Origin of the sequence: Microvirga makkahensis (assembly GCF_009830105.1) — a bacterium.
Lineage (GTDB): Bacteria > Pseudomonadota > Alphaproteobacteria > Rhizobiales > Beijerinckiaceae > Microvirga > Microvirga makkahensis.
Genome location: NZ_WURB01000012.1, coordinates 38,725 through 51,661 on the forward strand (window position 1 = coordinate 38,725; position 12,937 = coordinate 51,661).

The window sequence follows — 12,937 nt, forward strand, 5'->3', positions numbered from 1 at the left end:
CTCCTGATGATGGTGTCCTGTTCTAGCATTGGCGAAACTGCACGGCTATGGGCGAAGGTGAAGCTGCATTGTGCAAAAATCCCAATATGCTAGGGGATGGGCATGAACACTTTCGACTGGGACGATCTCCGCTTCTTCCTGGCAGTCGCCCGCGCGGGCCGGCTGACCGTGGCCGCCCGCCGGCTCGAGGCCGATCATACCACGGTTTCCCGCCGGATCTCGTCCCTCGAAAAGGCACTTCAGGCCAAGCTCTTCGAGCGCAGGCCGCAGGGCTATTCCCTGACCCAGCAGGGTGAGCTTCTGCTGGCGAAGGCGGAAGCCATGGAAAGCCAGGCGCTGGCGGTAGCCAGCGAGGTGGGCGGATCGGACCTTGCCCTCACCGGCACCGTGCGCGTGGGCGCGCCGGACGGACTCGGCACGTATTTCCTGGCCGCGGAACTCGGCACGCTGGCCGAGCGCCATCCCCATCTCACGATCCAGCTCGTGGCCTTGCCGCGCACCTTCTCGCTCTCCAAGCGCGAGGCGGATATCGCGGTCACCGTCGAGCAGCCCACGGAGGGGCGGCTGGTTTCGCGCAAGCTCACCGATTACCGCCTGAGGATGTACGCCTCGCAGGGCTATATCGACCGTCACGGCGTCCCCGCCACGCCGGAGGAGCTGTCGGGCAGGCTGCTCGTCACCTATGTGGCGGATCTCATCTACAGCCCTGCGCTGGAATACTTTTCCGGCCTCGAGAAATACGGCCCCCGGCGCTACGAATGCGCCAGCGTGGTGGCTCAGCTCGAGGCCGTGCGGGCCGGGGTCGGCATCGGCATCCTGCACGATTATGCCGCCCGGCAATATCCGGAGCTGCGGGTGATCCTGCCCGGGATCGCCTTCACCCGCACCTATTGGATCGTCACCCACGCGGAAGTGCGCAACCTGCAGCGCATCGCGGAGGTCCACGCCTTCATGCTGGAGCGGGTCAGGGCCAATCGGGCCCTGTTCATGTGAGCCGCGCACTCGCCTGCTTCGTCTTCCCCGGCACGAGGCAGGGATGACGAAGGAGGGCACGAGGCCAGGTATGACACCGAAACGTCTTCACGCCGGGGCCCTAACACCTTAAGTCTGGCGCCAACGAAACCCCAAAGAACCCCAATGGAGACCGGAATGCCCTCCAAGCTCGACCAATTGCGCGCCATGACGGTGGTCGTCGCCGATACCGGCGATCTCGACGCGGTGCGCCGCCTGAAGCCTCAGGACTGCACCACCAACCCGACCCTGCTCTTGAAGGCGGTCGAGACCCCGGCCTACGGGCACATCGTCGAGGAGGCGCTCGCCTGGGGGCGCGGCCAGGGCGGCTCCCGGGAGGGCGTGGTGGCCGCCGTCTGCGACCGGCTCGCCGTGGCCTTCGGCGCCGAGCTCGCGGGCCTCGTCCCGGGCCGCGTCTCCACGGAGGTGGACGCCGACCTGTCCTTCGACACAGAAGCGACCGTCAGCAAGGCCCGCGCCATCATCGGATCATACGAGGAGCGCGGCATCGGGCGCGACCGCATCCTGATCAAGATCGCCTCGACCTGGGAGGGCATCCGCGCGGCGGAAATCCTCCAGAAGGAGGGCATCGACTGCAATCTCACGCTCCTGTTCTCCATGACCCAGGCTCAGGCCTGCGCGGAAGCGGGCGTGTTCCTCATCTCGCCCTTCGTCGGCCGCATTCTCGACTGGCACGTGAAGGCGGGCGGCGGGCCCTATACGGGCGAGACGGACCCGGGCGTTCTGTCCGTGCGCAACATCTATGCCTCGTACAAGGCGCAAGGGATCAGCACCGTGGTGATGGGCGCGTCCTTCCGCAACGTCGGAGAGATCGAAGCGCTCGCGGGCTGCGACCGCCTCACCATCTCGCCCGCGCTCCTCGACGAGCTGGCGAAGGATGAAGGCGATCTGCCCCGCAGGCTCTCGCCCGAGAGCGTGGAGAAGATCCCGGCCCTGCCGCGCATGGACGAAAAGACATTCCGCTTCGCCCTCAACGAGGATGCGATGGCGACTGAAAAGCTCGCCGAGGGCATCCGCTCCTTTGTCAAGGACCTGCGCTCCCTGCGCTCCCTCGTGGCGAAGCGGCTCGACGAGGCGAAGGCGGCGTGAAGCACCCGCCTGTCATTTCCGGGACGCGTAGCGGAACCCGGGATCGCCGGACACGAGCGTGAAACTCCCCTGGGTCATGGCCGCCCCCGGACCCGATCCGGGGGCAATGCCAGCAATCCCGATGCGAAAGGCGCGTGTCGACGGATCGGGATCACCGGCACAAGGCCGGTGACGACGGAAAGGGAACCGTCCCATCCTGCGCCCGATCCCGGATCTTCGCTATGCTTCGTCCGGGGCGACGCGCAAGCCGGCTCTCGTTACTTCTTGCCTTCCAGCGCCTTCTCGCGGATCGCCGAGAGGGACATGGCGGGCGTGATCGCCTCGGGGTCGAGCATGCAATGCAGGATCGCCGGCTTGCCGGAGGTGAGCGCCCGCTGGAGAGCGGCGGGGAAGTCTTCCGTGTTCTCCACGCGCTCGCCATAGCCGCCGAAGGCCTTGGCGTAGGCGGCGAAGTCCGGGTTCTTGAGCATCGTGGCCGAGACGCGGCCCGGATATTCGCGCTCCTGATGCATGCGGATGGTGCCGTACATGCCGTTGTCGAGCAGGATCACGAGGATCGGCAGATCGTATTGGACGGCGGTCGCGAATTCCTGACCGTTCATCAGGAAGTCGCCGTCGCCGGCGAACACCACGACCGTGCTGTCGGGATTGATGCGCTTGGCGCCGACGCCCGCCGGGACGCCGTAGCCCATGGAGCCCGAGGTCGGGGCGAGCTGCGTACCGTAATGGCGGAAGGGCCAGAAGCGGTGGACCCAGGTGGCGAAGTTGCCCGCGCCGTTGCAGTAGATCGTGTCCGAGGGCATCACCTCGCGCAGGTGAGCCATCACCTCGCCCATCTGCAGATGGCCCGCGTGCCTGATCGCGGCGGGATTGCTCCAGGCCAGGTAATCCGCGTGCCCCGTCTTCGTGCTCTCGGACCACGGCAGGCTCGCCGGAGGGTTCACGTCTTCCAGCGCAGCCGCGAAGGCGACAGGCGAGGCGTTGATGGCCAAGTGCGGGGAATAGACCCGTCCGAGCTCGCTCGGATCGGGGTGGATATGAACGAGCTTCTGCCGGGGCGACGGGATGTCGAGGAGCGTGTAGCTCTGGCTCGGGATCTCGGAGAGACGCCCGCCGACGAGCAGGATCAGGTCGGCTTCCTTGATGCGCGCGAGCAGCTTCGGGTTCACGCCGAGGCCGAGATCGCCGACATAGGACGCGTGATCGGCGGGGAAGAGCATCTGGCGGCGGAAGGTGCAGGCGACCGGCAGCTCGAAGCGCTCGGCAAAGCGCACGAAATCCTGCACGGCTGCCTCCGACCAGCGGCTGCCGCCGAGCAGCGCCACGGGCTTCTTCGCGTCCTGCAGGAGCTGCTGCAGCTCGGCCATCTGCGCGGGCGACGGATGCGCCTCGATCACCTGATAGCGCGGCGCGTCGGCGACCTCCGCCATCTCGGTCAGCACGTCCTCCGGCAGAGCGATCACCACGGGGCCGGGACGGCCCGAGGTCGCCACATGGAAGGCGCGGGAGACGATCTCGGGGAAGCGCGCCGGATCGTCCACCTCCGTCGCCCATTTGGCGAGCGGGCCGAAGGCGGCGCGATAATCGAGCTCCTGGAAGGCCTCGCGCTCGCGCATGCCGCGCTCGATCTGGCCGACGAAGAGGATCATCGGCGTGGAATCCTGCTTGGCGATGTGGATGCCCGGCGACGCGTTGGTCGCGCCGGGGCCGCGGGTCACGAAGCAGATGCCGGGGCGGCCCGTGAGCTTGCCGTAGGCTTCCGCCATCATCGCGGCGCCGCCTTCCTGACGGCAGACCGTTACGCTGATGTCGGCATCGTGCAGGGCGTCGAGCGCTGCGAGGTAACTCTCGCCCGGAACGCAGAAGATGTGATCGACTCCATGCAGAGTAAGCTGATCGACAAGAATCTGGCCGCCGGTGCGGGAGGGGGCTGTCATGGAACGCTCGCGAATCCAAAAGGGGAGTGAATAAGGAAACGGAGGGCGTCGCTGCCCTCCGCGTGGTGTTTCAAGTCGATCAGGCGTCCACGTCGAACTTCACGCCCTGGGCGAGCGGAAGCGAGGTGCCGAAATTGATCGTGTTGGTGGCGCGGCGCATATAGGCCTTCCAGGCATCCGAGCCGGACTCGCGTCCGCCGCCGGTCTCCTTCTCGCCGCCGAACGCGCCGCCGATCTCGGCGCCCGAGGGACCGATATTCACGTTCGCGATGCCGCAATCCGAGCCCACTGCCGACACGAAGGTCTCGGCCTCGCGCAGGTTGAGCGTGAAGATCGAGGAGGAGAGGCCGGCGCCGACGGCGTTGTGCAGCTCGATCACCTGGTCGAAATCCGTGTAGCGCATCACGTACAGGATCGGCGCGAAGGTCTCGCGCAGGACGGGACCCGTCTGCTCCGGCATCTCGACCAGAGCGGGACGGACATAGACGCCGTCGCCCGGCATGTCGGTGTAACGTCCCCCGCCATGCACCGTGCCGCCGACACTGCGAGCCTCGTCGAGGGCGCGTTCCATGCCTTCGAAGGCGGCCTTGTCGATCAGCGGGCCGATGAGCGTTCCTTCCGTGCGGGGGTCGCCGATCTTGGCGCTGCCATAGACCTTGACGAGACGCGGAACGAGCTGGTCGTAGACGCTGTCATGGACGAAGAGGCGGCGCAAGGTGGTGCAGCGCTGGCCCGCCGTGCCCATCGCGGCGAACGCGATGCCGCGCAGCGCGAGGTCGAGATCGGCCGAGGGAGCGACGATGGCCGCGTTGTTGCCGCCGAGCTCGAGGATCGCGCGGGCGAAGCGCGCCGCGAGCTTCGGGCCGACCTGACGGCCCATGGCCGTGGAGCCGGTGGCGGAGAGAACCGGAACGCGGTGATCCTCGACCAGGATCTCGCCGATCTCGCGGCCGCCGAGGAGAACCTCGAGGAGTCCCTCCGGCACGCCGCCGAAGCGCTTGGCAGCGCGCTCCGCGATGGCGTGGGTGGCCAGAGCCGTCAACAGGGTCTTCTCCGATGGCTTCCAAACCACGGAGTCGCCGCAGACGAGGGCGAGAGCCGCGTTCCAGGACCACACGGCCACCGGGAAGTTGAAGGCCGAAATGACGCCGCAGACGCCCAGCGGATGCCAGGTTTCCATCATGCGGTGATCGGCGCGCTCGGTGGCGATGGTCAGGCCGTAGAGCTGGCGGGAGAGACCGACCGCGAAGTCGCAGATGTCGATCATTTCCTGAACTTCGCCAAGGCCCTCGGACACGATCTTGCCGGCCTCAAGCGTCACGAGACGGCCGAGGTCTTCCTTCGCGGCGCGCAGCTCCTCGCCGAGCAGGCGCACGAACTCGCCGCGCTTCGGGGCGGGGATCCTGCGCCAGGCCTTGAAGGCGGCGTCGGCGCGGCCGATGGCGGCCTTGGCTTCGTCCGGCGTGGTCTCGCGGACATGGGCGATCACCTCGCCGGTAATGGGAGAAGCGGCGGGGCGGCCGGTGGGGGCGAAAGCGCTGTCCGGCACGCCGAGACGGGCGAGAATGGCGCGGGCTTCCTCCGCCACGCTGGCGGACGAGGTCGAAACGGATGGCAGGGCGGACATGTTCAATCTCCCATGGGAACGGGGGTCGGGCTCCTTCCGCGAGCCCGCCACCTTCGCTCGTTCTTGAAACAGAGACGACGGCGGCCTTCAGGCCACCGTCTTAAAGCATGACCGGGAAAAGTGGGAACTTCTTTTCCCGAATAGGATCATGCGATTTCGGAAAGAAGCCGGGCGGGTTCCCGCTCGTGTACCGACGGGAGCCTGTTCCGAATCCTCATGCAACCGCGTCGAGGCGGATGTTCTTTGCGGCCGGTTCGCGGCTCTCGTCCAGGCGCACGCCCGCATAGACGCGGCCGAAGCGGTTGGCGAGGAAGGTGTCGAGATCGATCTCCTCCTGGCGCACGAAACCCTGTTGTGGCAACTTGCCCTCCACGAGCAGGTCGAGCATGGCGCAGATCCCGGCGGCCGTGGTCACCTGGATCGCGGTGCGCTGGGTGCCTGCGACCTTTTGGCCGTAGATGCTGCGGGCATAGGTTTCCTGCACGTAGCGGCCGCCGCGCTCGCCGGTCACGGTCACGAAGACGATGACCATGTCCTGCATGGTGGCGGGAACCGCGTTCTCCAGGATGTCCTTGAGGACCTCGCGGCGGTTGCGAAGCTGCAGGTCGTTGAGGAGCACGCGCATCAGGGCGCAATGGCCTGGATAGCGGATGGTCTTGTAGTTGAGGTTGCGCACCTTGCCCTCGAGCGTCTCGCAGAGGGTTCCGAGGCCGCCCGAGGTGTTGAAGGCCTCATAGCGCGTGCCGTCGAGGGAGAATTCCTCCAGCTCTTCCATGGCGGGCACTTCGCGGAGCTTCCCGTCGACCACCGCCTCGCAGCGCTCGATATATTCGTTGATGACGCCGTCCGTGCTCCAGGTGAGGTTGTAGGACAGAGCGTTCGAGGGATATTGCGGCAGCGCGCCGACCCGCAGGCGCACGGTGTCGAGCTTGTCGAAGCGGCTGGCGATGTCGTGCGCCACGATGGAGATGAAGCCCGGCGCCAGGCCGCACTGGGGAATGAAGGCGGTAGCAGCGCCTTCCGACAGCTCCTTCACCATGCGGGTGGTCGCCACGTCCTCGGTCAGGTCGAAATAGTTCACCTCGGCGATGCGGGCGGCCTGGGCCACGTGGCCGGTCAGGTGGTAGGGGGCGGCGCTCAGGACCGCATAGCGGCCCTTCAGGGCGTTCTGCAGGGCCACCGCGTCATTGAAGTCGAGCTGGACGGTCTTGATCCCGGTCTTGCCCGCCGCCGAGAGGGCCTCGACGGAAGCGTCGGCAACGGTGACCTCATAATCGCCGGTCTCGTTAAGCATGTCGACGATGGTGGAGCCGATCTTGCCGGCGCCGATGACGAGAATGGATTTCATCTGGTGCATCTCCCTGTGATCCGGGGAGAAGAAGGCAAAGGCCTGCAGAATGCCATAGACAAACTGACCAGAAGCCGACTACTTGTCGGCAAAATGCCGTCATGATTGGTCAGAGTGATGCTCGATGCCACGGATCGTGCCTTGATTGCGCTTCTGCGCGAGAACGCCCGGATCGGCCATGCGGAGGCCGCCCGGCGCCTCAAGCTCTCCCGCACGACCGTCCAGGCGCGGGTGGAGAGCCTGGAGCGGCGGGGGGTGATCGTCGGGTATACGTTGAGGCTCGCCGAGGAGGTCAGCCGCCGCATGGTGCGCGCGCATGTCACCATCGTGGTCGCGCCGAAGGCGTCCGCCGCCGTTGCCATGGCGCTGCAGCGCATGCCAGAATTGCGCGCGCTTCATTCCGTTGCCGGTGTCTTCGATCTCCTGGCAGTGGTAGAGGCGGAAGACGTTCCCACCCTCGATGCCGCCATCGACAAGATCGGTGCCCTGGAAGGCGTGGAGCGCACGCAATCCTCCATTATCCTCTCAACGAAATTCGAACGATGACCTCCTCAGCTTCAAGTGCAGCCGATGTCGTGATTGTGGGCGGCGCCGTCATGGGCTCCTCCACCGCTTACCATCTCCTCGCCGATTCCGGCTTCAAGGGGCGCGTCGTCGTCGTCGAGAAGAATCCGACCTATCACCTCTCGGCCTCCGCCCTCTCGGCGGCCTCGATCCGCCAGCAATATTCCAGCGCGGTGAACATCCGCATCTCCCTTTATGGAATCCACTTCCTGCGCCATATCGGCGAGTATCTCACCGTCGACGGCGACAGGCCCGAGATCGGGTTGAGGGAGGGCGGCTATCTCTATTGCGCGTCGGAAGCGGGCGAGCAGATCCTGCGGGAGAACCAGGCGCTGCAGGCCGCCGAGGGCGCGGATATCCTCTTCCTGAAGCCGGACGAGTTGAAACGGCGTTTCCCCTGGCTCAACGTGGAGGACCTTGCGGCGGGCACCTGGGGACGTTCCGGCGAGGGCTGGTTCGACGGCTGGGGGCTTCTGCAGGCGTTCCGGAAGAAGGCCCGCTCGCTCGGTGCCGAGTATGTGAAGGGCGAGGTGGCCGAGGTGGAGCGGGACGGCAACCGGATCATCGCCGTGCGCCTCAGGGACGGGACCCGCATCGCCTGCGGCACGCTCATCAACTGCGCGGGCTCAGGGGGCAGGGCGATCGCCGAGATGGCGGGCGTCTCCATTCCCGTCCAGGCCAAGCGCCGCTACGTGTTCACCTTTTCCTGCAGGGAGCCGGTGGAGAACTGCCCGCTGCTCATCGATACCTCGGGCGCCTATGTGCGCCCCGAAGGCGAAGGCAACTTCATCTGCGGGGCATCGCCGGAAGCGGATGTGGACCCCGACTGGTCCGACGATGATCCTGCAAGCCAGGAGATCGACTTCTCCTTCTTCGAGGAGTTCATCTGGCCGTCGCTCGCGCATCGCGTCCCGGCCTTCGAAGCCATCAAGCCGGGCCGCGCCTGGTCGGGGCCGTACGACATGAGCCTCCTCGATCACAACGCGATCATCGGCAGGGCTGGCGGGATCGAGAACTTCTATCTTTGCAACGGCTTCTCGGGCCATGGCCTGCAGCAGGCGCCGGCCGTCGGGCGCGGCTTGTCGGAGCTGATCGTCCACGGCGGCTACCGCACCCTCGATCTCTCCGAACTCGGCTACGAGCGCGTCCTGGCCAATCGTCCGCTTCTCGAGCGCAACGTGATCTAAACCGAGCCCTCGTCGAAGGTGCGATAGGCCCAGATCCTGCCGCCGCGGTTCATGTGCCGGTGCATCAGGCCGGGCTGGTCCGGGGAGGGCTGGGAGGTGGCGGCGAGTTCGTTCACACCCTCCCGGTCCGCCCGCTCGTCGCTGCGGCGCGCACCCGTTCCCGTGGTGGTCTGCGCGCCCGCATTCGGCTGGCCGGTCTCGCCCGTGCGCAGATCGGCGGAGCCGAGATCGTCGGTCCCCTCCGCCATCAGGCCCATGCCGGGCAGGGAGCCCGTATTGGTCTGCCCTGCCTGCGAGCCGCCGGTCACCCCCGCACCCAAAGGCGCGCCGGGACCGGCGCCCGCGCCTTGACCTGCATCGGCCTTGAGCCATTCCCGGCTGCCGCTGTCGAGATCTACGGGATCGAACATCTCCAGCACCCGCGCAGCGTCCTCCATGTCGTCCCGGTCCACTTGGGCGGCAATCATTGTGCAGCCGCTGCGCAGGCCTTGCCCGAACACCCGCAGGTCGTCCTGCGGCAGGTTCAGGTCGTGAAGGGCTTCGAGGGAATCGTCTCTGGCGGATAGCGCCCGGAAACCCGAGATGGAGGAGATCTCCCGGGCGTCCTCCGTGCCGACAGCGACGATCCGGTGCCGGGCGATGCCCATTTCCATAAGCGCCTGAAGGGCCTGACGGGCTTGGGCGGGATCCCTGAACAGGGCTGTGATCATCTGAGGCATGTGCGTCTTCCGTTGGGCTATCCCCTCAACGAAGAGTGCTTCCGCCCTGTTCCCATCCCCAGCCGTTAAGTCTTTTCAATGAAAAGGGCTTCCATTTTGAAGCCGGCTATGATTGTCATGTTTGTGTCATTAAAGCGTCATCCGGCTTTCGTGCAGGGATGGTGAACGACAATAACATCCCCGAGGGGGATGGTACGGGAGAGACTAGAATGATGAAAAAATCCCTTCTCGGCGCCCTGGCCTTCGGTCTCGCGACGAGCACTTCTGCTTTTGCTCAGACGGAGATCCACTGGTGGCATGCCATGACGGGTGCCAATAACGAAGTCGTGAACCGTCTGGCCGATGAGTTCAACAACTCGCAGAAGGACTACAAGGTCGTCGTCAGCTACAAGGGGCAGTACGCCGACACCCTGAATGCCGGCATTGCGGCGTTCCGCGCCGGCAACGCTCCGCACATCCTGCAGGTCTTCGAAGTCGGCACCGCGACCATGATGGGCGCGAAGGGCGCGATCAAGCCCGTCTATCAGCTGATGGCCGAAGCAGGCGAGAAGTTCGATCCCAAGGCCTATCTGCCTGCGATCACCGGCTACTACTCAACGGCGAAGGGCGAGATGCTCTCCTTCCCCTTCAACTCCTCCTCGATGGTCATGTGGATCAACAAGGACGAGCTGAAGAAGGCCGGCGTCAACGAGATCCCGAAGACATGGCCCGACGTGTTCGAGGCTGCCAAGAAGCTCAAGGCCGCCGGCCACGACACCTGCGGCTTCTCGAACGCCTGGGCTTCCTGGGCTCACATCGAGCAGTTCTCGGCCTGGCACAACGTGCCGATGGCCACCAAGGCCAACGGTCTCGACGGCTTCGACACGGAGATGAAGTTCAACTCTCCGCTGCACGTGAGGCATCTGCAGAACCTCATCGACCTGCAGAAGGACAAGACCTACGACTACTCGGGCCGCGACTCGAAGAGCGAGGGCCGCTTCACCTCCGGCGAATGCGCGATCTTCCTCACTTCCTCGGGCTTCTACGGCAACGTGAAGGCGAACGCGAAGTTCGACTACACCTCGACCATGATGCCGTACTATCCGGACGTCCAGGGCGCTCCGCAGAACTCCATCATCGGCGGCGCTTCGCTGTGGGTCATGGGCGGCAAGTCGGCCGAAGAGTACAAGGGCGTCGCCAAGTTCTTCGCCTTCCTGTCGGATACTGACCGTCAGGCCAAGCTGCACCAGGAATCGGGTTACCTTCCGATCACGAAGGCTGCTTACGAGAAGACGAAGGCTTCCGGCTTCTATGAGAAGAACCCGGTCCTGGAGACTCCTCTGAAGGAGCTGACCAACAAGGAGCCAACGGAGAATTCCCGCGGTCTGCGCTTCGGCAACATGGTTCAGATCCGCGACGTGATCTCCGAGGAGATCGAGGCGGCTCTCGCCGGCCAGAAGCCTGCCAAGGATGCGCTCGACGCCGCGGTGTCACGCAGCAACCAGATCCTGCGTCAGTTCGAGCGCACCGTTCGCTAAAACTGAATGATTGTCGACCTTTCATCCCGGGCGGCCGAACAGCCGCCCGGGATGATCTTATAGATAACCTCGCAGACCGGTGGATGCCGTCATCTGCACCATCACCGGACGACCGTAAGCGCGATGGAAAAACGAGCTCATATTTCAGGTTGGACGCTGCCGCTGCTGCTGATCCTTCCGCAGATGGCGATTACCGTCATTTTCTTTTATTGGCCGGCCTCACAGGCCATCTGGCAGTCCTTCCTCCGGGAGGACGCCTTCGGCCTCGCGTCCGAGTTCGTCGGATTTGAGAACTACGCCGCTCTCTTCGAGCAGCCCGAATATTACAGGGCCATGGTGACGACTGCGATCTTCTCCTCGCTCGTCGCCTTCTTCTCGCTGTCCTGCGCGCTGCTTCTGGCCACCCAGGCGGACAAGAGCATCCGCGGGGGGCATGCCTTCAAGACTCTGCTGATCTGGCCCTATGCGGTCGCTCCCGCCATCGCGGGCGTCCTGTGGATCTTCATGTTCCACCCGACGCTCGGCACGCTGGCGCGTCCCATCCGCGCGGCGGGCATCGACTGGAACCCGATGCTCAACGGCACGCATGCCATGATCCTGCTGGTGCTCTCCGCCACCTGGAAGCATATCAGCTACAACTTTCTCTTCTTCCTCGCAGGCCTTCAGGCCATTCCGAGGAGCGTGATCGAGGCGGGGGCCATCGACGGCGCGGGCCCCATGCGCCGTTTCTGGACCATCGTCTTCCCGCTTCTGTCGCCCACGACCTTCTTTCTTCTGGTCGTCACGGTGGTTTACGTGTTCTTCGAGACGTTCGGCATCATCGATGCCGTGACGGGAGGAGGCCCAGCCGGTCAGACGACGACCCTCGTCTACAAGGTTTACGCGGACGGCCGCCTCGGCGGCGATCTCGGCGGCTCGGCCGCGCAGTCGGTGATCCTCATGGTCATCGTGATCGCGCTCACCGCCATCCAGTTCCGCTATGTCGAGCGCAAGGTGCAGTACTGATGGTCGAGAATCGTCCCTTTGCCCAATTCATGGCCTACCTGACGCTCGTTCTCGGCGTCGTCGTGGTGGCCTTCCCGGTCTACCTCGCCATCATGGCATCGACCTTCGATGCGGCTACGATCATCAACGGCAACATGCCGCTGATCCCGGGCGACCAGGCCGTCGAGAACTACACGCGCACGCTGTTCTATGGCGGCAAGCAGGCTCGCGAGCCCGTCGCGATGATGATGGTCAATTCGATGATCATGGCGATGGGAATCGCGATCGGTAAGATCATCATCTCGATCCTGTCGGCCTATGCGGTAGTGTATTTCAAGTTCCCGTTCCGCAAGACGGCGTTCTGGGTCATCTTCATCACGCTGATGCTGCCTGTCGAGGTCCGCATCTATCCAACCTACAAGATCGTCGCCGACCTGGGATTGCTCGATACCTATACGGGCCTCGTCATGCCGCTGATCGCATCGGCCACCGGCACGCTGCTTTTCCGCCAGTTCTTCATGACGGTTCCGGACGAGTTGTTGGAAGCCTCCAAGATCGACGGCGCGGGCGCGTTCCGCTTCTTCAAGGATACGCTGCTCCCGCTCTCCATGACGACGATCGCGGCGCTCTTCGTGATCCAGTTCATCTACGGCTGGAACCAGTATCTCTGGCCGCTGCTGATCACGACCAAGAGCTCGATGCAGACCATCGTCATCGGCATCAAGAAGATGATCACGACCACGGACGCGCTGACCGAATGGCAGATCGCGATGACAACGGCCGTGCTCGCCATGGTGCCGCCGGTGCTGGTGGTGATCTTCATGCAGCGACTCTTCGTGAAGGGTCTCGTCGAAACGGAGAAGTGACGCGCGGATCCCGCGCGTCCCCCTCCCGCCGCAGTGGGAGGGCTTCCAAAGGGTTATCGGAATTTTC

Annotated in this window: 11 protein-coding genes; 7 read left to right on the plus strand and 4 right to left on the minus strand. The window is 64.9% G+C overall.

Annotated elements, in window-relative coordinates; all coding sequences use genetic code 11:
• Positions 1–102 precede the first annotated feature (102 nt).
• Together GR328_RS16390 and tal are read left to right on the plus strand one after the other, a co-directional pair.
• Positions 103–993: a LysR family transcriptional regulator gene (locus GR328_RS16390; protein ID WP_160885602.1), complete on the plus strand. Its 891-nt coding sequence runs from the start codon at positions 103–105 to the stop codon at positions 991–993.
• A gap of 156 nt (positions 994–1,149) precedes the next feature.
• Positions 1,150–2,121 carry a transaldolase gene (gene tal / locus GR328_RS16395; RefSeq protein ID WP_160885603.1) on the plus strand — a complete coding sequence of 324 codons (972 nt, stop codon included), beginning with the start codon at positions 1,150–1,152 and terminating at the stop codon, positions 2,119–2,121.
• A gap of 257 nt (positions 2,122–2,378) precedes the next feature.
• Here tal and GR328_RS16400 read toward each other — a convergent pair whose 3' ends face one another.
• The 3 genes from GR328_RS16400 to GR328_RS16410 all read right to left on the minus strand — a co-directional run bounded on the left by GR328_RS16400 (position 2,379) and on the right by GR328_RS16410 (position 7,033).
• The gene (locus GR328_RS16400) at positions 2,379–4,058 is read right to left on the minus strand and encodes a thiamine pyrophosphate-binding protein (RefSeq protein ID WP_160885604.1); all 1,680 of its coding nucleotides are present in this window, start codon (positions 4,056–4,058) and stop codon (positions 2,379–2,381) included.
• A gap of 79 nt (positions 4,059–4,137) precedes the next feature.
• A complete protein-coding gene (amaB, locus tag GR328_RS16405; RefSeq protein ID WP_160885605.1) occupies positions 4,138–5,685 on the minus strand; it encodes an L-piperidine-6-carboxylate dehydrogenase in 1,548 nt (515 codons plus the stop codon).
• A gap of 214 nt (positions 5,686–5,899) precedes the next feature.
• Entirely contained in the window at positions 5,900–7,033 is a 1,134-nt protein-coding gene (locus GR328_RS16410; protein ID WP_160885606.1) for a saccharopine dehydrogenase family protein, read from the minus strand.
• A gap of 117 nt (positions 7,034–7,150) precedes the next feature.
• Between GR328_RS16410 and GR328_RS16415 the strand changes: the two genes are divergently transcribed.
• Positions 7,151–7,579: an Lrp/AsnC family transcriptional regulator gene (locus GR328_RS16415; protein WP_160885719.1), complete on the plus strand. Its 429-nt coding sequence runs from the start codon at positions 7,151–7,153 to the stop codon at positions 7,577–7,579.
• Positions 7,576–8,784, plus strand: coding sequence for an NAD(P)/FAD-dependent oxidoreductase (locus tag GR328_RS16420; protein WP_160885607.1), 1,209 nt, complete (start codon positions 7,576–7,578; stop codon positions 8,782–8,784). The genes GR328_RS16415 and GR328_RS16420 overlap by 4 nt, the downstream gene beginning before the upstream one ends.
• On the opposite strand, the gene GR328_RS16425 is transcribed toward GR328_RS16420, so the two are convergent.
• Positions 8,781–9,503 carry a hypothetical protein gene (locus GR328_RS16425; RefSeq protein WP_160885608.1) on the minus strand — a complete coding sequence of 241 codons (723 nt, stop codon included), beginning with the start codon at positions 9,501–9,503 and terminating at the stop codon, positions 8,781–8,783. The two genes, GR328_RS16420 and GR328_RS16425, sit on opposite strands and share 4 nt — an antisense overlap.
• 209 nt (positions 9,504–9,712) lie before the next feature.
• Between GR328_RS16425 and ugpB the strand changes: the two genes are divergently transcribed.
• The 3 genes from ugpB to ugpE all read left to right on the plus strand — a co-directional run bounded on the left by ugpB (position 9,713) and on the right by ugpE (position 12,870).
• Entirely contained in the window at positions 9,713–11,020 is a 1,308-nt protein-coding gene (gene ugpB / locus GR328_RS16430) for a sn-glycerol-3-phosphate ABC transporter substrate-binding protein UgpB (protein ID WP_160885609.1), read from the plus strand.
• A 123-nt stretch (positions 11,021–11,143) separates the two neighbouring features.
• Positions 11,144–12,025 (plus strand): sn-glycerol-3-phosphate ABC transporter permease UgpA, encoded by an 882-nt coding sequence (gene ugpA, locus GR328_RS16435; RefSeq protein WP_160885610.1) that lies wholly within the window; start codon positions 11,144–11,146, stop codon positions 12,023–12,025.
• Positions 12,025–12,870, plus strand: a complete 846-nt coding sequence (gene ugpE / locus GR328_RS16440) for a sn-glycerol-3-phosphate ABC transporter permease UgpE (RefSeq protein WP_160885611.1) — start codon at positions 12,025–12,027, stop codon at positions 12,868–12,870. Before ugpA ends, ugpE begins: the two co-directional genes overlap by 1 nt.
• The last annotated feature ends 67 nt before the right edge of the window (positions 12,871–12,937 follow it).